The organism is Brevibacterium samyangense, assembly GCF_039529845.1.
GTDB classification, from domain to species: domain Bacteria; phylum Actinomycetota; class Actinomycetes; order Actinomycetales; family Brevibacteriaceae; genus Brevibacterium; species Brevibacterium samyangense.
In genome coordinates this window covers 226,606-249,172 of sequence record NZ_BAAANO010000013.1, presented here as the reverse complement: position 1 = coordinate 249,172, position 22,567 = coordinate 226,606, and the positions used below count along the sequence as shown (strand labels likewise).

General features: G+C 68.5%; 18 protein-coding genes, 1 tRNA gene and 2 pseudogenes. 17 read left to right on the top strand and 4 right to left on the bottom strand.

Going from position 1 to position 22,567, the window contains the following annotated elements:
- A pseudogene (locus ABD172_RS07835) lies at positions 1–322 on the top strand (conjugal transfer protein TrbL); the annotation flags it as partial.
- A gap of 7 nt (positions 323–329) precedes the next feature.
- Positions 330–1,799: an SCO6880 family protein gene (locus ABD172_RS07830; protein WP_344308487.1), complete on the top strand. Its 1,470-nt coding sequence runs from the start codon at positions 330–332 to the stop codon at positions 1,797–1,799.
- A 6-nt stretch (positions 1,800–1,805) separates the two neighbouring features.
- Here the strand turns inward: ABD172_RS07830 and ABD172_RS07825 are convergent, their stop codons facing one another.
- Positions 1,806–2,663: a DUF4062 domain-containing protein gene (locus tag ABD172_RS07825; protein ID WP_344308485.1), complete on the bottom strand. Its 858-nt coding sequence runs from the start codon at positions 2,661–2,663 to the stop codon at positions 1,806–1,808.
- Between the two features lie 83 nt (positions 2,664–2,746).
- On the opposite strand from ABD172_RS07825, the gene ABD172_RS07820 reads away from it, so the two are divergent.
- The 8 genes and pseudogenes from ABD172_RS07820 to ABD172_RS07785 all read left to right on the top strand — a co-directional run.
- Entirely contained in the window at positions 2,747–3,640 is an 894-nt protein-coding gene (locus ABD172_RS07820) for a hypothetical protein (RefSeq protein ID WP_344308483.1), read from the top strand.
- Entirely contained in the window at positions 3,637–5,139 is a 1,503-nt protein-coding gene (locus ABD172_RS07815; protein WP_344308482.1) for an ATP-binding protein, read from the top strand. The genes ABD172_RS07820 and ABD172_RS07815 overlap by 4 nt, the downstream gene beginning before the upstream one ends.
- Positions 5,139–5,705, top strand: a complete 567-nt coding sequence (locus ABD172_RS07810) for a hypothetical protein (protein WP_344308480.1) — start codon at positions 5,139–5,141, stop codon at positions 5,703–5,705. The genes ABD172_RS07815 and ABD172_RS07810 overlap by 1 nt, the downstream gene beginning before the upstream one ends.
- The gene (locus tag ABD172_RS07805; protein WP_344308478.1) at positions 5,702–7,486 is read left to right on the top strand and encodes a type IV secretory system conjugative DNA transfer family protein; all 1,785 of its coding nucleotides are present in this window, start codon (positions 5,702–5,704) and stop codon (positions 7,484–7,486) included. The genes ABD172_RS07810 and ABD172_RS07805 overlap by 4 nt, the downstream gene beginning before the upstream one ends.
- Positions 7,487–7,571: 85 nt before the next feature.
- Positions 7,572–8,018 carry a single-stranded DNA-binding protein gene (locus ABD172_RS07800; protein ID WP_344308477.1) on the top strand — a complete coding sequence of 149 codons (447 nt, stop codon included), beginning with the start codon at positions 7,572–7,574 and terminating at the stop codon, positions 8,016–8,018.
- A gap of 19 nt (positions 8,019–8,037) precedes the next feature.
- Positions 8,038–8,676, top strand: coding sequence for a hypothetical protein (locus tag ABD172_RS07795; protein ID WP_344308476.1), 639 nt, complete (start codon positions 8,038–8,040; stop codon positions 8,674–8,676).
- Positions 8,676–8,918 carry a hypothetical protein gene (locus tag ABD172_RS07790; RefSeq protein ID WP_344308474.1) on the top strand — a complete coding sequence of 81 codons (243 nt, stop codon included), beginning with the start codon at positions 8,676–8,678 and terminating at the stop codon, positions 8,916–8,918. The genes ABD172_RS07795 and ABD172_RS07790 overlap by 1 nt, the downstream gene beginning before the upstream one ends.
- 184 nt (positions 8,919–9,102) lie before the next feature.
- Positions 9,103–10,158 (top strand): annotated as a pseudogene (locus tag ABD172_RS07785) (recombinase family protein); the annotation flags it as partial.
- A gap of 613 nt (positions 10,159–10,771) precedes the next feature.
- Here the strand turns inward: ABD172_RS07785 and ABD172_RS07780 are convergent.
- The 3 genes from ABD172_RS07780 to ABD172_RS07770 all read right to left on the bottom strand — a co-directional run bounded on the left by ABD172_RS07780 (position 10,772) and on the right by ABD172_RS07770 (position 13,214).
- Positions 10,772–10,844 (bottom strand) — tRNA-Ala (locus tag ABD172_RS07780).
- 122 nt (positions 10,845–10,966) lie between these two features.
- Positions 10,967–11,371: a hypothetical protein gene (locus ABD172_RS07775; protein WP_344308472.1), complete on the bottom strand. Its 405-nt coding sequence runs from the start codon at positions 11,369–11,371 to the stop codon at positions 10,967–10,969.
- 373 nt (positions 11,372–11,744) lie between these two features.
- Positions 11,745–13,214, bottom strand: coding sequence for an NAD(P)-binding domain-containing protein (locus tag ABD172_RS07770; RefSeq protein ID WP_344308471.1), 1,470 nt, complete (start codon positions 13,212–13,214; stop codon positions 11,745–11,747).
- A gap of 517 nt (positions 13,215–13,731) precedes the next feature.
- Here ABD172_RS07770 and ABD172_RS07765 point away from each other — a divergent pair.
- The 7 genes from ABD172_RS07765 to ABD172_RS07735 all read left to right on the top strand — a co-directional run bounded on the left by ABD172_RS07765 (position 13,732) and on the right by ABD172_RS07735 (position 22,532).
- Complete coding sequence (locus tag ABD172_RS07765) at positions 13,732–15,198, top strand: GntP family permease (protein ID WP_344308470.1); 1,467 nt, start codon at positions 13,732–13,734, stop codon at positions 15,196–15,198.
- Between the two features lie 3 nt (positions 15,199–15,201).
- Positions 15,202–16,509 (top strand): four-carbon acid sugar kinase family protein, encoded by a 1,308-nt coding sequence (locus tag ABD172_RS07760; RefSeq protein ID WP_344308468.1) that lies wholly within the window; start codon positions 15,202–15,204, stop codon positions 16,507–16,509.
- Positions 16,510–16,565: 56 nt separating this feature from the next.
- The gene (gene pdxA / locus ABD172_RS07755) at positions 16,566–17,621 is read left to right on the top strand and encodes a 4-hydroxythreonine-4-phosphate dehydrogenase PdxA (RefSeq protein ID WP_344308466.1); all 1,056 of its coding nucleotides are present in this window, start codon (positions 16,566–16,568) and stop codon (positions 17,619–17,621) included.
- A complete protein-coding gene (locus ABD172_RS07750) occupies positions 17,618–18,430 on the top strand; it encodes a DeoR/GlpR family DNA-binding transcription regulator (RefSeq protein WP_344308465.1) in 813 nt (270 codons plus the stop codon). The genes pdxA and ABD172_RS07750 overlap by 4 nt, the downstream gene beginning before the upstream one ends.
- A 93-nt stretch (positions 18,431–18,523) precedes the next feature.
- Complete coding sequence (locus tag ABD172_RS07745; RefSeq protein ID WP_344308463.1) at positions 18,524–20,629, top strand: acetate--CoA ligase; 2,106 nt, start codon at positions 18,524–18,526, stop codon at positions 20,627–20,629.
- Positions 20,630–20,661: 32 nt separating this feature from the next.
- Positions 20,662–22,005, top strand: coding sequence for an O-acetylhomoserine aminocarboxypropyltransferase/cysteine synthase family protein (locus tag ABD172_RS07740; RefSeq protein WP_344308462.1), 1,344 nt, complete (start codon positions 20,662–20,664; stop codon positions 22,003–22,005).
- Positions 22,002–22,532, top strand: coding sequence for a CoA-binding protein (locus ABD172_RS07735; protein WP_344308461.1), 531 nt, complete (start codon positions 22,002–22,004; stop codon positions 22,530–22,532). The genes ABD172_RS07740 and ABD172_RS07735 overlap by 4 nt, the downstream gene beginning before the upstream one ends.
- The last annotated feature ends 35 nt before the right edge of the window (positions 22,533–22,567 follow it).

The window sequence follows — 22,567 nt, the reverse complement described above, 5'->3', positions numbered from 1 at the left end:
CGGTGCTAGTGGTGGAGCAGGGGCGGGCGCCGGGGCTGGTGCTGGTGCGGCGGCGGGTCCCGCAGCCGCGGCCGTGGTGGCGGCGAAGGTCGCCAAGGACGCCGCGACCGCCGGACCCAAGGCCGGCAAGGCCCTCGGCAACCAGGGCGAGACCGTGGCGGACTCCGCCGGCCAGACCGGCAGCACCCCACCACCGGCCGCGCAGGCGCCACCGCCATCAACACCGGCACCAAAGACACCCACCGGCGGGTCGTCGCAGTCGGAGACGCGTCCGCCGAAGCCGCCCCCGCCTCCTGCCCCCAAGCCCACCGGGAAGGAGTGAACCCGCTGTGCCTACCAAGCAGAACGAGTCCACTATGGCGGCGGAGCTGGTGCCGGTGAAGTTCTCCCGCCTCACCCGCCGCGGCATCCTCCTGGGGCTGTCCCTGTCGCAGCTCATCACCCTCGCCACCGGCATCCTCTCGGTGGTCGGGGCGCTGTACGCCGGGGGCGGTATTCTGCTGGCCTACACCGCCCCCGTCTGGGTGATCGCCGCCGCGCTGACGTGGATCCCCATCGCCGGACGTCCCGCGGTCGAATGGCTGCCGGTCGCGTTCTGGTGGCTCTGGCGCTCGACCGGGGGACAACTTCTCTACCGCCGCCGAGTCGTTACACCCCGGCCAGTCGGGACACTCGCGCTTCCGGGGGACATGGCGCGGTTGCGCGAATACACCGACCCCGACACCGGGGCAGGGATGATCCACGACCCCCACGCCCAGACCCTCACCGTCGTCTGCGAGGTGTCACATCCGGCGTTCGTCCTGTTGGACCCGGGCGAGCAGGAACGACGGGTCACCTCCTGGGGACGCGTACTGGCCACCGTCTGCCGCTCCGGCCGGATCGCCACATTGCAGGTACTGGAACGGACTCTGCCGGACTCCGGCACCGGACTGGCGGAATGGTGGGCCACCCACGGCACCGCCGACGACACCTGGGCCGCGACCACCTACGCCGAACTCATCGACCGCGCAGGCCCCGCCGGCGAACGCCACGCCACCACACTGAGCCTGTCCCTGGACATGAAGACGTCCGCCAGGCAGATCCGGACCGCCGGCGGCGGCATCCGTGGCGCCGCCGCCGTCCTACGCCAAGAGATGTCCACCCTCGTCGCCGCTCTGCGCTCGGCCGACCTCACCGCCTCGGGCTGGCTCTCTCCGGGCGAGATCGCAGTGATCCTGCGTAGTGCCTTTGACCCGGCCATCGCCGCCACGTTGGAACGTCACGGCGAACTCGGCCAGAACCTCGCCACCGCCGGCCCGGTAGCGGTCAACGAGTCCTGGACCCGGCTGCGCACCGACTCAGCCCACCACGCCGTGCTCTGGATCAACGAATGGCCCCGCTCAATGGTGTATCCGGGGTTCTTGTCGCCGGTGCTCTTGTCGACCGGTATTCAGCGGTCGTTCTCGCTGATCTGCACGCCGATGCGTTCGGACCAGGCGGCGAGGGACATCCGGAAGAAGAAGGTCGAACACATCTCAGACCAGGCGCAGCGTGCCAAGATCGGGCAGATCGAAGATGCCACCCAGACCGCCGAGTATCAGGACGTGCTTCAGCAGGAAGCCGACCTGACCGCCGGCCACGGGGTGCTGCGCTACACCGGCCTGATTTCCGTCTCCGCCGTGACGGTGGAGGAGTTGGAAGCCGGGGTCGCGGCGATCGAACAGGCCGCCATCCAAGCCTCCTGCGAGACCCGACTGCTGGTCGGCCAGCAGGCAGCCGCGTTCACCGCCGCGGCGCTGCCGCTGTGCCGCCGGGTGTGAGCTGGTTTAGCCGACGTGGAAGTCCTGCTCCTTGTCCTCGCCGTCCTCGACCCACCGGATTCGCAGGACCTCAGGATCGCCACCACCCATCGAATGCTCCACATTCAAGCGCCGAGTCTGACCTGCATGGACTGTCGTCGGTGTTCCGTCGGTGACCAAGAACATGCCGCTGTGCTCACCGACCGGTTCGAACACGACCTGCTGTGCGTCCACACCACCGTTGTTGGTGACTTCGATCCAGTGCCGAGTCTTGTACCGCGGTTTCCCCTTCTTGTCGTAGTCCCGAATCTCTCGCTCCTGCTGCGGCTGCACCGCAAACTGGACACCGCTCGGGGGCCGACTCAGAACCGGTACGCCAAGGGACAGTGTCGTGATGTCGTACTCGATTGCCTTCCACACCTCATGTTGAAGCTGGCTGACGTTACTGAACTCGCCCAGTAGACCGCGCTTGCTGATCTCCGCCTTGAACGCCCGAAGGCCCTCAAGCTGCGCGGTATCAACGTCGTTGGGCAACGGGGCGGTGGAGAGATAGAGATGCACCGGTTTGCCCTGCTCGATGGCGCGCTCAATCTCAGCGACTGTTCCGGAGACAGCGTCCGGTGTCGGAGAACCCAGCCTGCTGCCGAACAGCGCAAAGACTACATCCGACTCATCGACCCCTTGTGAGTTGATGAGAGATTGCGGATGGTCACCGAGTAGCGGCACGGACGACGTCTCCCAGCGCCAGGGTTGCAAAATCGTTTGCTTCGCCTGAGCGTTAGCCCCATTCCAACCATAGATAGCGGCCTCGACAGCGTCGCGAGCCTCGATCGTGTCGGACGGGGAGGCGATCATGACGCGCAGAACATTCGCTGTATAAGCCATACACCAACGCTACCGGCGAGCACTGACACCCTGGAAGCTCCAGAGCACCTGCCTGACACATCCCATGTCAGGAAGGCGCGCTCATGCCCACGTTCCACGATCCCTTGGCTGATGCCGCTGAGGCCTCCGAGGCCCTGCGCGGCCTGGCCCACGCCAGCCGGGTCTTCGATGACCCGGCCGATACTTACCAAGTCTTCGGTGAACTCGCCGCCGGTGTCCGCTCGTTGCGCCAGGTACTGGACCAGCTCGCGAACGCCCACCTGAGTCACCAGGGCCGCGCGTTTGACGATAACGGTGACCACACCGCCGGTGCGGCCGATGCGCTAGCGGCAGCCGACGAGCTGCACCTGGCTGGGACGTTGTTGGATCAGGCCGAGGACCGGCTCAGCGCCGCGCACAGCGCTTCGGGGCGGATCGCCTGGCACCGCGAACCGGCCATCGAATCGACCGTCGAACCTGACGCGCAGCGGCGGTGGCTCAGTGTGGTGTTCCTCCAAGGAGATCAGGCCGACCAGGTGCTGGACCTGATCGACCGCGAGGGCACCGACGCCGCGATCGAGCACCTGTTCCAATGGGACTTCGGGGACGAGACAATCGATGCGGCGTTGGAGAACGGCTACGCCTACGACACCCCACCGACCGGGGCGCTGGATCGCACGATCACCGAGGGCGACTACACCCTGACCTACAACCACGACCTCGGCCACGTCAGGCTGCTATGCGCCTACACCCCGCCACCCGAACTCAGCGGGGCTGCGGCTGGGCCAGTGGCGACAGGCCCGGTCTCGGCCCGCGAGACCATTAGTGGTGTCGGATCAGCTGCGCCGCACCCGCGCCTCACACCCCAGAGCCACCGGTCAGCGGGACGGCGACGTGAAACAGGTCAGCCACAACAGTACGACGAGCGCGACTGGTTCGCCGCCCCCACACACTCCGTCAACTCGGGCCAGCAGTCGGGGCGGGGCCTGTCGCTATGAGCCCCCGCGAACAGGATCAGGACCGGCTGCACACCTCGGTGCTGGTCGCCCCGGCGAAGGAGCGTCGCCGGTTGCGCAAGCAGCGCCGCCAAGCCGCCGTACGACTCCGTGCCGAGCAGCAGGCCGCCGAGAAAGCCGCCGCCCGGGCGAAGGCCGAAGCCGAGCGCGCCGAACGCCGTAGCACCCGCTACCTCCCGGCTGCCGGTGAACCCGGCCCGACAGCGCTGCGCACCCCGGGCCGGTTTCGGCTCCCACGCCACCAGGACACCAGTGCCACGTTGGCGGGTGCGTATCCGTTCGTCGCCGAAGGCGGCCTGGGAAGTGACGGCGTGTTCGTCGGACAAGACCTCTACTCCGGCGGCAGCTTCGTCTACGACCCCTGGGTGCTCTACGCCCGCGGGATCATCACCGCACCCAATGTGGTTCTGGCCGGGATCGTCGGCTCCGGGAAATCGTCCCTCGCCAAGAGCCTCTACACCCGCTCGTTGCCGTTCGGGCGCCGCGTCTACGTCCCCGGCGACCCCAAAGGCGAGCACACCGCCGTCGCCGAAGCCGTGGGTGGTCGTGCGATCGTCTTGGGCCACGGTCTCAATACCCGCCTGAACCCTCTCGACGAGGGGCACAGGCCAGGCGGCCTGTCGGATGAGCAGTGGGCAACCACGGTCGCCTCACGCCGCCGCGACCTCATCGGAGCCCTCGCTGAGACCGTGCTGGCGCGCGGCCTCACGCCATTGGAGCACACAGCCGTCGACCTCGCTCTCACCCAAACCGTCCGGGAGAACACGGTGCCGATCCTGCCCATGGTGGTCGAGCACATCCTCAACCCCAGCAGCCCGGATGAGGACACCGATGGACGGCTTGCTGAGGACGGCCGCCTCGTGGGCCACGCGCTGCGCCGCTTGGTGGCCGGCGACCTCCAAGGCCTCTTCGACGGCCCCTCCACAGTGACCTTCGATCTGGGCCTGCCGATGATCAGCCTCGACCTGTCCCGCGTCACCGAGAACAGCACCCTCATCTCGGTGTTGATGACGTGCTCGTCAGCGTGGATGGAATCCGCCCTTTTGGACCCGGCCGGCGGGCAGCGGTGGGTGATCTACGACGAAGCATGGCGCCTCATGTCCCACCCCGCCCTACTCAAACGCATGGACGCGCACTGGCGTCTCGCGCGGCATTACGGGATCGCGAACATGCTGATCTTCCACAAACTCTCTGACCTGGACAACGTCGGCGATGCCGGCTCAGCCATGCGTTCGCTGGCGAACTCGCTGCTGGCGAATGCCGAGACCAGGATCGTCTACCGCCAAGAGTCCGACCAGCTCGGCCCCACCGCAAAGGCCCTCGGACTGACCGGCACCGAGCAGAAACTCCTCCCGACTCTCGGGGTGGGGCAGGGGTTGTGGCGGATCAAGGACAGGGCCTTCGTTACGCAGCATCAGCTCCACCCAGCTGAGTTGGAGTTGTTCGATACCAGCTCTAGGCTCACGCAGGGGGTGAAGTGATGCCCTCGAAGAAGCCGCGCCACTCGTCCGGGCGAGAACGCTCAGAGACCCCGGTGGCGCTGCCGCATGTGATCATCACCGTCACCGAAACAGGTGTCCTGGATGTCACTGTTGACGGTACTGCGTTCCCGCCGCCAGAGGAAGGCATTGAGTGGACGCGTGCCACCTTCGGGACCCTGTTGGACGCGATCACTGAGGACCGGAGGATCGCGGTGCGGATCGAGGTCCGTGAAACCGACGGGTCCGTGTTTACCGACCTCATCCATGCCCGCCGCCCCAAGCCAGTAGAGCCCGAAGAGGACAAGTCTGAGATCCCGCGCGGCAAGAAGGCCAAGATCAAGCGTAAGAAGCGACCGGAACTGGTGGAGGTCACCGCCGAGGGATTCGTCCCCGGTGAGAACGTCGCCGTCGCGGTCGTCGTCTCCCTCACCGGAACCACCAGCACCGGTCACGCTCGTGCTCTTCTCGATATCGCCCAGCTCGCGGACCTCTCGCGTGACGGCACCGGTGAGGTCCTGTTCCTCGGCCGGGTCTCGGGCACCGCCGTTGTCAGGCGGCTGTCATGAGCGCCCCTGGGCAGCGGCAGACCGGGAGCGTGGGCGATGAGCTGACCAACGCCGCCCTCATCGCACTGATCGGGGTGTTCGGGGTGGCGTTGATCCTGCGTGCAGCCGGGTCGGTGACGGCGTTACTCACCGGCACACCCCAACCGGACACCGGTCCAGTCTCGGGCTTCGGGGTGCTGTTCAGTCCCGGTGACCCCGCTGCCGCCCTCGATGCCGACGGGCTGAGCACGGTCGCGTACTGGATCGTCACCGCGCTCATGCTTGCCGCTCTTATCGCTGCCGGGGCGTGGGCATGGGTGCGGCTGCGTCGCCACTCACGGAAGGTCGAGACCGACCCGCGACGCCTGGCCGGCAGCGCCACCGCCCACGAGGTCACGCAGACCGCGTCTTCGAAGCCATTGCTGCGCCGCGCCGCGACGTTGCGGCCCTCGCTCAACGAGCCCACGCCCTCCGATGTGGGATACCTGTTGGGTCGTTCGCGCGGGCGGCAGGTATGGGCTTCGGTGGAGGACTCGATCCTGCTGATCGGCCCGCCCCGCTCTGGCAAAGGCCTCCATGTGGTCATCAACGCCATCCTGGACGCCCCCGGCGCCGTCGTCACGACCAGCACGCGGCCGGACAACCTCACCGCCACCCTCCGCGCCCGCCAACGGGACGGGCGGCCGGTGGCGGTGTTCGACCCCCAGCACTTGGCCGAGGGCATCCCCGCCGGGATGCGCTGGTCACCCATCCGCGGCTGCCACGACCCCCTGACGGCGATGATCCGCGCCACCGGCCTCGCCTCCGCCACGGGACTCTCCGCGGGTGGGGTGGAGTCCGGCGGGTTCTGGGAAGGCAAGACCCGCACGGCTCTGCAAGCCCTGTTACACGCCGCAGCATTGGATCACCGGCCACCGGCTGAGCTGTTCCGGTGGACCCTCGACCCCACCGCTGCCGCCGAGGCCGTCGCCATCCTCACCAACAGCACCCAGGCTGCAACGGGGTGGGCGGACTCGCTCGGGGCGATGATCGATTCGGACCCCAAGACCCGCGACTCCATCTGGCAAGGCGTGGCGCTGGCCCTCGGCGCACTGGCCGACCCACGTGTCCTGAACGCGGTCTCACCGGGGCCGGATGAGGACTTCGACCCCGAGACCTTCATCCAAGACCGCGGCACCCTCTATCTGCTCGCCACCGGCGCCGGAGCCGGCGCCTCCGCCGCCCTGGTGGCGGCGTTCGTCGAAGACCTCATCGAGACCGCCCGAAGGATCGCCGCCCGCTCACCCGGCGCCCGCCTCGACCCGCCCCTGCTGCTGGCACTCGATGAGATCGGCAACCTCGCCCCATTGCCCTCCCTGCCGACGCTCATGGCGGAAGGCGGCGGCACGGGGATCACGACGCTGCCGGTCTTGCAGTCGTTGGCCCAGGCGCGGGAGAAGTGGTCCGACAACGCCGCCGGCGCCATCTGGGACGCCTCCATTGTCAAGGTCATCCTTGGCGGTGCTTCCAACTCCCGAGACCTCCAAGACCTGAGCATCCTCATCGGCGAACGCGACGAGTACACCGACTCCGTGACCCTCGGCGATCACGGCACCCGCTCCAACCAACGCTCGGTGCGCCGGGTGCCGATCCTGCCACCGGACCGGATCAGGACGCTGCCGTTCGGCACGGGTGTCACCCTGCTGCGCTCAGCACCGCCGATCGTCACCGACCTGCGCCCTTGGCCCTCTTGTCCTGACGCGGCTCAGCTGAAGACGGACCGGGCCGAGGTCGAGGCACTGCTGCGCGGACCCGGCTCGTAACCGGGGGCCTGGGGTGGCCTGTGCACCTGCCTGACATCAGCGGCTCCGATCGGCGGGGTCGCGTGAGTGTCAGGAGGAGAGTCAGATGGCTATCCGCACCCAGGAATCGTTCTCGGGGTTCATCGCCTCGGACCCCCAGCTCAGCCAGACCTCGAAGGGCGATCCTCGGTTCTACGCCCGAGTCGGCAAGGAGCACTTCCGCCGCGAGGACGATGGGTCCTTCACCCAGACCGAGACGACCTATCACCATCTGGTGATGTTCGGCCGGTCGGCCGAACACGCGCATGACCGGTTCACCAAGGGCGACAACTTCATCGCCGAGGGCTACACCCGCGAAGTCAACTACGAACGCGACGGCCAAGCGGTCGAGAGCGAGGAGTTCGTGGCCAAGAAGATCGGTCACGACACCGCCCGCACCCGCTACGAGGTCGACCGCACCCCACGCCGCCCAGCGGCGGAGCGGAACGCGGCCGCGTTCGAGCCACCGTCCCGGCCCGCCCACGCACCGCAGTCCACGGCCATCGGCCTGTGAACGCCGGGAGCCGAGCATCATGACCGACCACACCCCCGAGACCGATCCACCCGGCACCGACCCGACCAACGGTGAGGGGCCGGAGCTGGATGAGCCGGATGTGTTCGACGATCCGCCGCACGTCAGCGACGCCGATGTGCCCGAGACGCCGCACCCGGTGAACTGGAACCTGCTGTCCGCACATGACCTGGAAACCGAATGGCTCGCGCTGAACCGGTGGGTGGACTGGCTGCGCCACACCTACGGACTCCCCGCCAGCGTGCTGCCGCCGTTCTGGCACCACCACCCCGAACTGCTGTGGGAACTCTCCGCGCTGCACCTGCACTGGCTGGGTGCGTACGACCCCGAGCAGAACGCCTCCGCGGCGATCGGCTGGCACCGCGATTTCGCCGATGCCCGCGCCCGCCTCCGGGACTGGGTGGCCGCCTCGGGCACCCGGATCGATCGTGACCGGCCCACCCGGCAGACCACCTGGCCCGGTGAAGAACCCGGACCGCCGGTGGAGGATGTGGTGATCGCCGACCGCGACGCCGAGTTCGTGGAGTTCGTCCAAGCCCAGGTCCGCAGACGCCAGGAGGCCGAGGACGAGTTCTACGCCAGCCTCGACGACGACCTCGACCTCGATGTTGACCCGGCCACCGGGGAGGTGCGGGACTGATGGGCGGCTACGTGAAGAAGACCGACCGGCGCCGCTACGAAGACCGCTCCTTCTCCGTCCGGGCCGTGCACCGGGACCAAGTCGACCTGCACAAGCTCGCCGAGGTGCTGATCCGGCTGACCTTGCAGGAGACCGGCCGCAGCCGCGCCGACCGCCGCGCCGCCGAACCACCTGAGACCTATCGCGACCCGGCCACACCCACCCGCGCAGCGGCGAGTGTCGCAGGCCCGTTGGTAGAATGACACTAGCAAGCCTCGCGTACGCGGGGTGTTGTGGTCCCAAACCTCACCCGCACGGGTGGGCAACACGCACCGTGACCCGGTCGGGTCTCGTCCTACAGCCCACCGATGGCTGCTCTCACGATCAACATCTCCTCCCAGTCGTCTGGGAACGCGAGGGTCGAATCGCGTGAGAGGCAAGGACCCGATGACCACCACAACTACTACTACTGCTGCTGCCGATCCGGCGGCCAGCCTGATCGAGCCGCCCATCAGCACCGCTGTCGCGATCTCCTACCTGCGGGTCTCCACCCGTGAACAGGCCTCCAAGGGTGGCACCGACGAAGGCTTTTCCATCCCCGCCCAACGCGACGCGGTGCGTCGCAAAGCCGACCAGCTCGGCGCGACGATCGTGGAGGAGTTCGTCGACGCCGGAGCCTCGGCCAAGTCCGCCGACCGGCCCGACCTGATGCGGATGATCCAGTACGTCAAGACCAACAAGGTCGCCTACTGCATCGTTCACAAGGTCGACCGGCTCGCCCGCAACCGCGCCGACGACGTGACCATCCACCTGGCCCTCCAACAGGCCGGGGTCATGCTGGTCTCGGCGACGGAGAACATCGACGAGACCCCCTCGGGGATGCTGCTGCACGGCATCATGTCCACCATCGCGGAGTTCTACTCCCGCAACCTCGCCACCGAGGTCACCAAGGGCATGACCCAGAAGGCCATCGGCGGCGGCACCCTCGGCAAAGCCCCGATCGGCTACCTCAACGTCCGCACCCGCGATGACCAAGGCCGCGAGGGCCGCACTGTCGAACTCGACCCTGAACGCGCACCCCTGATCGAGTGGGCGTTCAAGGCATACGCCTCGGGGAACTGGACCGTCAGCCAGCTCCACGACGAACTCACCTCCCGCGGACTGGTCAGCCTGCCTACCCCGAAGCGGCCCTCGAAACCGCTGGCGGTCTCCTCGGTGCACCGCCTGTTGACCAACCCCTACTACAAGGGCGATGTCGTCTATCGCGGCACCCGCTACAAGGGCACCCACCCCGCCCTCGTGCCACCCGAGGTCTGGTACCAGGTCCAGTCCGTGCTCACCGCCCACAAGACCGCCGCCGAAGCCACGCAGGTCCACGACCACTACCTCAAAGGCACCATCCACTGCGGGCAATGCGGGTCGCGGCTGATCGTGTCCAACGCCAAAAACCGCCACGGCAACGTCTACTGCTACTTCGTGTGCTCCGGTCGGCACTCCAAGCGCACCGACTGCACTCGCGGTGCGATCCTGATCGAAGACGTCGAGAAGCTGATCGAGGACTACTACACCCGGATACAGATCAGCCCCGCCCAGCGCGACGCCCTCTCCGGGATGCTCCACCACGAGTTCGACCGGCTCATGGCCGCCGAGACCGACGAACTCGAACGCCTCACGGCTCACCGAGACCGGCTCGAACACGAACAAGACCGGCTCATGCAAGCCCACTACGCCGACGCCATCCCACTGCCCGTCCTCAAGCGAGAACAAGACCGCATCCTCGGCGAACTCGACCGCCTCAACCGGCGTATTGACGCCCACCACGGCGACTACGCCGACGCCCGCGCCCACCTCGACGATGCCATCGGGCTTCTGGCGAACTGCGCGGACATCTACCAGCGGTGCGACGACGCCAACCGGCGCTTATGCAACCAGGCCTTCTTCACCAAGGTCTACATCGACGAAGACGACAAACTCCGTGTCGAGAACAACCGGCCCTTCGAGATGCTGCTTGATCCCGAGGTCAACGCCAACGCGCTCAACTGGACCCAGAACGGCGACAAGGCCCGAACCCCAGCCAACGATTCCTTTGGCAAGGGTTCGAGCCTTGTGCGCGGGGTGGAGCTAAGGGGATTCGAACCCCTGACCTCTTCATTGCGAACGAAGCGCTCTACCAACTGAGCTATAGCCCCTGACGTGCGGATTCACTATAGGCTCTCCGTACCTTCCGGCGCAAAACGAGCGAGGGCCCGTGGCGGTGAGTTCGCTCACCACCACGGGCCCGCCCGCTGTTCGCATCAGGCTCACACCCGGATCAGCCGTTGATGTACCCCGACCAGTCCGCGGTGAGTGCATCGAGGTTCTCGGCCCAGTACTCGGCATTCTGCGGGATGGTGCCCTCCATGTGCTGAGCGATGTCGAACTCGTTGCCGAGTGCGTCGAGCTCGGGCTTCGCGTCGACATTCACGCCGGAGTATCCGCTGCCCTCGGTCATGCCGGCCTGCTGCTCGGCCCCGAGAGCGAAGTTGATGTACGCGTAGGCCGCGTCCATGTTCTTCGACCCCTTCGCGATCGAGAAGGTGTCGGGGGCGACGATCGCGGCATCGTAGACTGGCGTGAATTTCTCCGTGTCGAAGAAGTCCGCCCAGGTCGTCGGCAGGTTGTCGCCGTACGTCTCGGCGTTGTAGAAGACGCCGTACATGTACGTGAGCGACGGCACCCAGCACTCACCCGAACCGATCCCCCGGGGATCTTCGAGGTGTCGATCCGTTCGAGGTCGAGCGGTTCGAACAGCTCGCCGCAGTACGCCTCGGCGTTGGCCGGGGTCGCGTTCACGACGTCCCACGTCGCGTTGCCCGACTCGACCTGGGCCTGGAGCTTCGCCATGTCCGTCGGTCCGTCGTCGAGGACGGTGGCTCCGGTCGCCTCGGAGAAGGGCGTCGAGAATGCTTCCTTCTGCGCCTCCTGCATGCCGCCGCCGTAGGACACGAACGTCATCGTCGTACCCGGGAGCGAATCGGCCGGAACCTCGCCGGCGACGGGGTTCTCGAACACCGAGGCGCCGAGGGCGCCGATCATCAGGGCAGTCTTCTTCATGGATACCTTTCCAGTGGTGGGGCGGGGACGGGCAGGAGGAGGACGAGAAGGGAGCGCAGGAAACCGAAAGCCCAGCCGGCGGCCGGTTCGACGGCCGCGACGGGGCCGTGGAGGCGCAGGTAGTTCTCCATCGAGTCGTCGAGTTCGTCGATCCACGGGGTGTGGTGGGGAGTCGCGGTCGTTCCCGTGAGGTGGGAGGTGTAGCAGACGTCGCGGTAGGTGAGGATGTCCTCCTTCTTGTCCTGCTTCCACTCGAGGAAGGTGCGCACACCGGCGTCGACGTCGAACGGCGGGTAGTCGGTCGCGGCGAGGACGTCCTTGAAGTGGGCGGCCTGGAACCAGCCCTTCGCCGGGACCGAATCGATCGCCTCGAACTTCGCCTTCCACGCGGCCATGTCGGCCCGCATCTCCTCGAGCGGGGGCAGTTCGAACCGGCCGAGGATCACGTCGCGGACGAACCAGCCCATCGCGTCGAACATGTTGAACGTGAACCACTGGTCCTGCATGCCGAGGTAGAAGAGATCGGTGCAGTGCTCGAACACGACGCCCTTGTACAGGTGGTCCTGCCACAGCTTGTTCTTCGTGTGGAGAGCCAGGTGGGCCGGCAGGAACGGGAACGAGTGCCGGTACCCGGTGCACAGGACGACCTCGTCGACCTCGACCGAGGTGCCGTCGGCGAGGTGCACCGTCCGACCCTCGAAGCGTTCGGCGACCGCGCACTCCTCGATGCGGTCCGGCCACCCGTATCCGAGCGGGTCACGACGGTGGCTGATGAGGACGCGAGCCGCACCGAACTTGAAGGCCTGGAGTGCGATGTCCTCGGCGGAGGAGCTGCCGCCGACGACGAGCACGGTACGGCCCTCCATGTGCTCGGCACCGCGGAAGTCGTGCGCGTGGGTCACCTGACCGGGGAAGGTCTCGATGCCCTCGAAGTACGGCACGTTCGGCACGGAGAAGTGCCCGGTCGCGACGACGACGCGGTCGAACACCTCGGTCGTCTGTTCACCGGTGGGCAGGTACTCGGAGACGACGGTGAAGGTGCGGGTCGCCGCGTCGTGGTCGACCCGGCGGACGATCGTCGAGAACCGGATCCACTCGCGCAGACCGTCGCGTTCGATGCGACCGGAGATGTAGTCCCACAGGACCTCGCGCGGCGGGTACGAGGAGATCGGGCGGCCGAAGTGCTCGTCGAAGGTGTAGTCCGCGAGTTCGAGCGTCTCCTTCGGGCCGTTCGACCACAGGTGCCGGTACATCGAGGAGTGGACGGACTCGCCGTACTCGTCGGTGCCGTGGCGCCAGGAGTAGTTCCACTGGCCGCCGAGGTCGGACTGTCGCTCGAAGCAGACGATCTCCGGGATCTCGGCGCCCTCCTTCCGTGCTGCGGCGAATGCTCGCAACTGGGCGAGTCCACTCGGGCCGGCGCCGATCACGGCGACGCGGAGACGGAAGGAGGTGTCGGCTGTCACAGGCGGTGGTCCTTCTGTCGTCGAATACGGGTCGGTTCAGGAACCGATAATCTCGTTCCCGCAGGTTTCTCCAACCGCGCTCCCAGGAAAAAGCGCGTCAAAACACGCGAATGCCACGGATCTCACACGCCCCCCACACAGCCTCCCGGACGGCCCGGCACACGTGAACGCGCCGCCCTCCCGCCGCCCCTCTGCCGCCGGGACTGCGGCCCGACCACCGCCGGACCACGGCCTGACCACAACCCCAGCTGCCGCACGACCTGAGTGAGATACCCCACAAAAATGGAAGAACCGCGCAGGAAATGTGCGCGAACCTGACCGAAACGCGCATGTTGCGTTGCGCACGGCCCATGTCCGGCGGCAGACTGTCCTGGCGCGCTCGCCGGCTCACGAGCACCCGCACGTACGTTCCAGCACGTTCGCCCCCGGTTCACCCCGAGACATCCGCATTCCGTTCCGGAACCCTCGTTCCGCTTCGGAACGAAAACCACTCGTCCACACACAAGGAGACCCGCACATGGATGTGCAGTTGATCCTGGCGCTCGTCGTCGGCATCGCGGTCATCGTGTTCCTCGTTCTGCGCACACGACTCGACGCGTTCCTCGCCCTCCTCATCGCCGCGCTCACCACCGGCCTCATCGCCGGCCAGTCCCTCACCGACGTCCTCGCGGCGATCACCGGTGGCTTCGGTTCGACGATCGGCAACATCGGTATCGTCATCGGCCTCGGTGTCTTCGTCGGCAAGATCCTCGAGGTCTCGGGAGCCGCGGACAGGCTCGCCCGCGCCTTCCTCACGATGTTCGGCAAGGGCCGCGAACCCTGGGCCATGGGCACGGTCGGATCGATCGTCTCCATCCCGGTGTTCTGCGACTCCGGCTTCGTCATCATGAACCCGCTCGCCCGCGCGATCGCCCGCGTGAAGAAGGGCGGCTACGTCACGCTGTGCCTCGCCCTCGGCTGCGGTATGACGCTCACGCACCACATGGTCCCGCCGACCCCCGGCCCGCTCGGTGCCGCCGGCATCCTCGGCGCGGACATCGGTGCCGTCATCCTCACCGGCGCGATCTTCACCGTCTGCCTCCTGCCCGTCGTCGTCCTCTACGCGAAGTGGATGGGACCCAAGCTCGAGCCCACCCTCAACGCCGAGGTGGCACGCGACGTCTACGGCGAGAACCACGACGTGAAGCTCGCGGTCTCCGGCGGTGAGGACGTCCACTCGAAGCTCGGCAGCGTCGTCACCTACCGCCCGGAGGAGTACTTCGGCGAGGCACCCGCCGGCAAGAAGTTCCTCAACGTCGGCGCTTTCGTCAGCGCACTCCCGCTGCTCGTCCCGCTGCTCCTCATCGTCGCCAACACCGTCGTCTCCGCGATCGACAAGGCGCAGACCGGCCAGCTCTCCGGTGACTACGCCCCGAGCGAGTGGGCACAGCCCCTCGTCTTCCTCGGCACCCCGATGATCGCCCTCATCATCGGCATCGTTCTCGCGGTGTACCTCCTCCTGCCCCGCTGGACCCCGCGCTCGAAGGTCCACGGGTGGCTCTCCTCCGCCGCCGCGGACGCCGGCCTCGTCCTCCTCATCACCGGTGCCGGTGGCGCGTTCGGCAAGGTCCTCCAGGAATCCGGTGTCGGCGACGCCCTCGCCGAGGCCATCGCCGCGACCCCGCTCCCGGCCTTCCTCGTGCCGTTCCTCATCGCGACCCTCGTGCGCCTCGCGCAGGGTTCGGGCACCGTCGCGATGCTCACCGCCGCCTCGGTGACCCTGCCGCTCGTGTCGACGCTCGGCATCTCCCCGCTCATCGCAACGATGGCCTGCGTCACCGGTTCGATGGTGTTCAGCTACTTCAGCGACTCGTACTTCTGGGTCGTCACCCGGTTCACCGGCCTCGACGGCCTCAATGCGGTCAAGGGCTGGTCGGGCATCACCACCGCGGTGTGGGCCGGCTCGATCCCGCTCCTCGTCGTCGCGAACCTCCTGGTCGGCTGACACATGTCCGAGGTGCTCATCATCGGCGACGACCTCACCGGGTCGAACGGCACCGCGGTGCAGTTCACCGGTGCCGGACTGCGCTCGGTCACCCTCCGGTCCGACACCCCGGCCGAGGCGGTCCGCACCTACCGGCAGGAGTACGACACCCTCGTGCTCGTCACGGACTCCCGGCACCTCCCGGCGGCCGAGGCCGCCGCGGTGTGCGCGGACATGGTCGACCTCGCCTGGCCGGCGCGGTTCGTGAGCTCCCGGTGCGACTCCACCCTGCGCGGCAACGTGGGCCCGGAAACCGAGGCGATCCTCGCCTCGGTCCGGGCCCGCGGGGTCCGCGCGGTAGGGCTCTGCATGCCGGCGTTCCCGGGGGCGAACCGGCAGACCGTCGGCGGCCTGCAGTACATGGGCGGCGTGCGCCTGGAGGAGACGGAACTCGCCCGCGAGGTCCGCTCCCCCATGACGACCTCCTCGGTCGAGGACATCCTCCGGGCGGGCACGCAGCTCACCGTCACGACGATCGAGCTGCCGCTCGTCACGGGGCCGTTCGAGGATCTCGTCGCGGCATTCCGTGCCGCCCTCGCCTCCGGGTCCGATGGCACGGGCCCGGACGTGATCGTCACGGACGCGTTCACCGATGAGCACCTCGCCCGTGCGGCACGGGCGGCGATCGCCGCGGATCCCGAGGTCATGTGGGTCGGCATCGACCCGGGCCCGGGCTCGCTCGCGATCGCCACCGCCATGGGACTCTCCGGTTCGACGGGCGCTCCCCCGCTGCTCGCGGTCTCGGGCTCGGCGACGGACCTCACGATCGCCCAGCTCGCCGCCCTCCGGGAGCACCGCACGGTCCACGTCGTGAAGCCGGTGTATCCGCAGGCGTCGTGGATCCCCGATGTCGATCGCACCGCGCGGGCGGTACGCCGTGCTCTCGAGAAGGCGGGTTCGGGGGACGTCGTCCTCCTCGCCTCGGTCCTCGAGGCCACGGACATCGTCGATCTCGGTGAGACCGCGGCGAACGCACTGCCGGTGCGCCTCGGTCGGATCACCGCGGACGTCCTCGGCACCCACGCCGTCGGCGGCCTCTACACGACCGGTGGTGACATCACGACCGCCGTGCTCGAGGCGATCGGTGGCCACGGCATCGAGGTCGAGGAGGAGGTCGTCCCCCTCGCCGCCCTCGGCACCGTCGTCGGTGGCCCGCACTCCGGGATCCCCGTCGTCACGAAGGGCGGCCTCGTCGGGTCCGAGGACACCGCCTGTGTGTGCCTCGACCGGCTGTCCGCCGCTGCCGATCTCCGGTCCCGCACCGGACTCTGATCCACGTTCTCCACCACTCCGTCCGCTACCGCCCCACTTTCCCGAAAGGCACTCTCATGGCAGTCGACCCCCAGCACCCGATCCTCGCCGTCTCCGTCGGTGACCCCGTCGGCATCGGCCCCGAGATCACCGCGGCCGTCCTCGCCGAGTACGCGGCCGACACCTCCCAGCACGGCATCGCCGTCGCCGACACCGCGGTGATGCAGCGCGCCGTCGACGTTCTCGGCCTCGACGTCGAGGTCCGCACGGTCGACCGCTGGGACATCGCTCCCGCCGGCGAGGGCGTCATCGACGTCTTCGACATCGGCGTCCTCGGTGACGACCTGCCGGACTGGGGCGTCGTCGACGCCCGCGCCGGTCGTGCGGCGATCACCGGTATCGAGGTCTCGACGAAGGCGGCGATGGACGAGCACGTCTCCGGCATCGTCACCGGTCCGATCAACAAGGAAGCCGTGTGGAAGGCCGGCTCCGAGCACCTCGGCCACACCGAGATGCTCGGGGAGCTCACGGGCGTGACGAAGCAGGACACGATGTTCGTCAACGACCGCACGCACGTGGACGGCCACCGCCTCCAGACGTTCTTCGCGACCCGCCACATGAGCCTGCGCAAGGCACTCGACGCGATCACCGTCGAGACGCAGATCGATTCGATCGAACGCGCGCACCGGGCGCTCCAGGTGTACGGCGTGGAAAACCCGCGCCTCGCGGTCGCGGCGATCAACCCGCACGGCGGGGAGAACGGTGCCTTCGGCGACGAGGAGATCGAGATCCTCCGTCCCGCGGTCGAGGCGGTGCGGGCCAAGGGCCTCGACGTCACCGGCCCGATCCCGGCGGACTCCGTGTTCCACCACGGGCTCACCGGCCGCTACGACGGCATCCTGTCCCAGTACCACGATCAGGGACACATCGCGACGAAGACCTTCGACTTCGACGGCACGATCTCCGTGACCGTGGGCCTGCCGATCCTCCGCACCTCCGTCGATCACGGCACCGCGTTCGACATCGCCGGACAGGCGAAGGCCGACCCGGGCACGATGCGCTCCGCGTATGCCGCCGCGCTCGGCTACGCGCCGTACGTCGCCGGCATCCGCGCGGAGTACCTGCCGCGGTGAGTACACCGACTCGGGGCGACCGGGCGCCGGGTGCGCGCACCGGCACCCGCGCCCGCCGGGAGGCGCTCATGCGCCTCGTGCGGGCGGGTGTCGAACGGGTCGAGGACCTGGCGGACCGTTCGGGGGTCTCCCTCTCGACGGTCCGCCGGGACCTCTCGGCACTCGAGGCCGAGGGCCGGATCAGCCGCCGCTACGGCGGCGCGACGACCGCGATCCCCTTCAAGGAGCAGTCACTCGGTGAGCGGATGGCGCTCAACACGAGCGCGAAACGCAGCATCGCCGAGGCGGCGGCCGACCTCGTGCCGGAGAACTCGACGATCTTTCTCGACGCCGGATCGACGACCGCGGAACTCGCCGAGCACCTGCGGGCGCGCACGGGCATCTCGGTCGTGACACGCGGCCTCGAGATCGCGATCCTGCTCGCCGGTGAGCCCGGCCTCGAGGTCACGGTCATCGGTGGCCGCCTCAACGCCCAGAGCCACGGCACCGTCGGGCCCCTCGCGGACGAGGCGCTCCGCCACATCTCCTTCGACGTCGCCTTCCTCGGGGCGGACAGCGTCGATCCGGTGGAGGGCCTCGGCGAACCGACGCTCGAGGAGACCTTCCTCAAGTCGCTCGTCGCCCGCCGCTCCCACCGCGTCGTCGTCCTCGCGGACTCCTCGAAACTCCACGGCGGCGCGGTCCCGGCATGGGCCGACCTCGGCGAGGGCTGGACCCTCGTCACCGACACGGGTTCGCCCGAGGAGCTCGATGCCTACCGCGAGAACGGGATCGTGCTCGTGACGGTGGAGGCGAGCGCGGAGGGGTGAGCATCCGCGGGACGTTCCGCGTCATGACGCTCCGCGTCGAAGTGTGACATCCGTTCCACCTCGCGGACCTCCTCGCGGAGTCCAATGGACGGCATGACCGCGACCCTCGATCCCCGCACGTGCACGACCGCCCCTGCTCCCGCGACCGAGGAGGACCGCCTCGCGTTCTGGGCCGCCCAGGCCACCCGCCTGCGCTGGGACCGGGACTGGGACACGCTCCACATCTTCGAGCCTCCCCGGCCCATCTCCACCGAGAAGACCGGCACGGACGAGGACCCCGAGTACACCGTCCCGCGGATCGAGTGGTTCGCCGGGGGCAGGCTCAATGCGAGCGTGAACTGCCTCGACCGGCACGTCGAGGCCGGACGGGGCGAGCGCGTCGCCTTCCACTTCGAGGGCGAGCCCGGGGACCGCGAGACCTATACGTACGCGCGACTTCTCGAGGAGGTGTCCCGGGCCGCCCACGCCCTCGAATCGCTCGGCGTCGGCCCCGGTGACCGGGTCGTCGTCTATCTGCCCGTCATCCCCGAGACAATCGTCGTCACCCTCGCGTGCGCCCGGATCGGTGCCGTCCACTCGCTCGTCTTCGGCGGGTTCTCCGCGGAGGCACTGCGTTTCCGGGTCGAGGACACCGGGGCGAAGGTCCTCGTCACCACCGACGGCCAGTTCCGCCGCGGCGCGGCCGTCCCTGTCAAGGCGAACGCGGACCTCGCGTGTGCCGGTACCAACGCGATCGAGCACGTCGTCGTCGTCCGCCGCACGGGCGAGAAATCCCTCCCCTGGACGGAGGGCCGTGATATCTGGTGGCACGAGGCGCTCGCCGGCCGGCCCACGACGCACACCCCGCGCAGCTTCGACGCCGAGCACCCGCTCTTCATCATCTACACCTCGGGAACGACGGGGAGGCCGAAGGGCCTCGTCCACACGACCGGCGGATACCTCACGCAGACCGCCTACACGCACGCCCTCCTCTTCGGACTCCTCGACGACGAGCTCGCCACGGAGAACAACCCCGACAAGGTCGATGCCACCGTCCACTGGTGCACCGCCGACCTCGCCTGGGTCACGGCGCACACCTACGAGATCTACGGTCCCCTCCTCAACGGTGTCACCCAGGTGATCTACGAGGGCACACCGCAGATCCCGCACCCCGGCCGCCACTTCGAGATCATCGAACGCTACGGCGTGACGAACTACTACACCGCGCCCACGCTCGTCCGCTCGCACATGGCGCACTACCCCGACGGCCTCCCGCAGGGCACGTGGGACCTCTCGAGTCTGCGGATCCTCGGCACCGTCGGCGAATCCATCAATCCCGAGGCGTGGCGCTGGCTCCGCGCGGAGCTCGGCGGCGGCACCCTCCCGGTCGTCGACACGTGGTGGCAGTCGGAGACAGGCTCCTGCGTCATGTCCCCGCGCCCGCACGACGCCGTCTTCCACTCCCCGGCGTCGGACGGCTCGACCTCCGCAGGCTCCGCCTCCGCCGAGGCGCCCGCCCCGAAACCCGGGTGCGCCACCCGGGCACTCCCCGGGCTCTCGACGCGCGTCGTCGACGCGCAGGGAAATACCGTCCCCACCGGGACGCAGGGATTCCTCGTCGTCGACCGCCTCGGCCCCTCGATGGCGCGCACGGTATGGGGCGACCCCGAGCGTTACCTCAACTCGTACTTCCGGGACTACGCGGAGTTCGGGTGGTTCTTCTCCGGGGACGGCGCGAAGCAGGACGCCGACGGCGACATCCACCTCCTCGGCCGGGTCGACGACGTCATCAACGTCTCCGGCCACCGGCTCTCGACGATCGAACTCGAGTCCGCGCTCCTCACGCACCCCGACGTCGTCGAAGCCGGCACCGCCCCGATCGCCCACGACCTCACCGGGCAGGCGGCCGTCGCCTTCGTCGTCCTCACCCCCGAGGCGCAGGCCCGTCACGAGGCGGCGCGTTCGTCCGCCGACCCCGCGGGCGCCTCGGGGGTGGAGACGGCGCTGCGCGCCCACGTGGCCCGAGAGATCGGACCGATCGCGAAGCCCGCGGCGGTCGTCGTCGTGCCCGCGGTGCCGAAGACCCGCTCGGGGAAGATCATGCGCCGCCTCCTCACCCAGCTGTACGAGGGCACCGCCCTCGGCGACACGACGAGCCTGCAGAACGAGGAGTCCGTGGCGGCCGTCGCCCGCATCACCGGGCATCCTTCCGTAGTCTGACCCCGCGCTCTCCCTCCCACGAAAGGACCCCCATGTCCGACCACCGGTTCGGCTTCCGCACACTGGCGCTCCACGCCGGCGGCACCCCCGACTCCGAGCACGGCGCCCGGTCCGTGCCGATCTACCAGACGTCCTCGTTCGTCTTCAACGACGCGCAGGACGCCGCGAACCTCTTCGCGCTCCAGAAGTACGGGAACATCTACTCCCGCATCGGCAACCCGACGGTCGCCGCGCTCGAGGAACGCCTCGCCGCGCTCGAGGGCGGGATCGGTGCCGTCGCGACCTCGAGCGGTATGGCCGCCGAGTTCATCACCTTCTCCGCCCTCGCCCAGGCCGGTGACCACATCGTCGCCTCCTCCCAGCTCTACGGCGGGACGATCACCCAGCTCGACGTCACCCTCCGCCGCTTCGGCATCGACACGACCTTCGTCGCCGGGACGGACCCGGAGGACTACCGCGCGGCGATGCGTGAGAACACGAAGGCCGTCTACTGCGAGGTCGTCGCGAACCCCTCCGGTGAGATCGCGGACCTCGCGGGCCTCGCCGCCGTCGCCCACGAAGCGGGCGTCCCCCTCGTCGTCGATGCGACCCTCTCGACCCCCTACCTCGTGCGTCCCTTCGACCACGGGGCGGACATCGTCATCCACTCGGTGACGAAGTTCCTCGGCGGCCACGGGTCCACCCTCGGCGGTGTCGTCGTCGAGAGCGGCAAGTTCGACTGGGGCAACGGGAGGTTCCCGGCGATGACGGAACCGGTCCCGAGCTACAACGGGCTGTCCTGGTGGGACAACTTCGGTGAGTTCGGCTTCATCACCCGCCTGCGGTCCGAACAGCTGCGCGACATCGGCCCCTCCCTCACCCCGATCGCCGCGTGGCAGCTCCTCCAGGGTGTGGAGACGCTGCCCCAGCGCATGGACAACCACCTCGCGAACGCGAAGATCGTCGCCGAGTGGCTCGATTCCGACCCGCGCATCGCGTATGTGAACTACGCGGGACTCCCGAGCCACCCGCACCACGAGCGCGGCCGGACCTACCTGCCGAAGGGCGTCGGTTCCGTCTTCTCCTTCGGGGTCGTCGGCACCTCCGAGCACTCCACCCGCGAGGTCGGTGCACGGTTCATCGAGAACTGCGTCCTCGCGTCGCACCTCGCGAACGTCGGTGACGCCCGCACGCTCGTCCTCCACCCGGCCTCGACGACGCACCAGCAGCTCACGGCCGAGCAGCTCGCCGCCGGTGGTGTCGGCGAGGACCTCATCCGGCTGTCGGTCGGCCTCGAGGACCCCGAGGACATCCTCTGGGACTTCGATCAGGCACTCACCGCCGCCACGGGACTGACCCGCGACGGCGCACTCACCGGTGAAGGAGCAGCACGATGACGCAGACCCCGGAAGCACCGCTCACGACGAACGACATCGAACGCGCGAGCACCTGGTCCAACCCGGGCGCACCCGAACGCCTCGCACTCCTGCAGAACACCCGGTCGATCGCGATCGTCGGTGCCTCGAACAAGCCCTCGCGCGCCTCGTACTTCGTGTCGACGTATCTGCTGTCGTCCTCGCCGTACACGGTGTACTTTATCAACCCGACCGCGACGGAGATCCTCGGCCACCCGGTCTACCCCTCGCTCGCGGACCTGCCCGAGGCCCCCGACCTCGTCGACGTCTTCCGCAAGCACGACGACCTCCCGCAGGTCGCGCAGGAGGCCGTCGATGTCGGCGCGAAGGCCCTGTGGTTGCAGCTCGGGTCCTGGAACGAGGACGCCGCCCGGATCGCCGGCGACGCGGGCCTCACGGTCGTCATGAACCGCTGTGTGAAGATCGAGCACGCCCGCTTCCACGGCGGGCTCCACCTCGCCGGTTTCAACACCGGCGTCATCAGCTCGAAGCGTCAGGTCCGGGCCTGAGAGACACCCCGTGAACGGCCGAGGCGCTGCGCCGG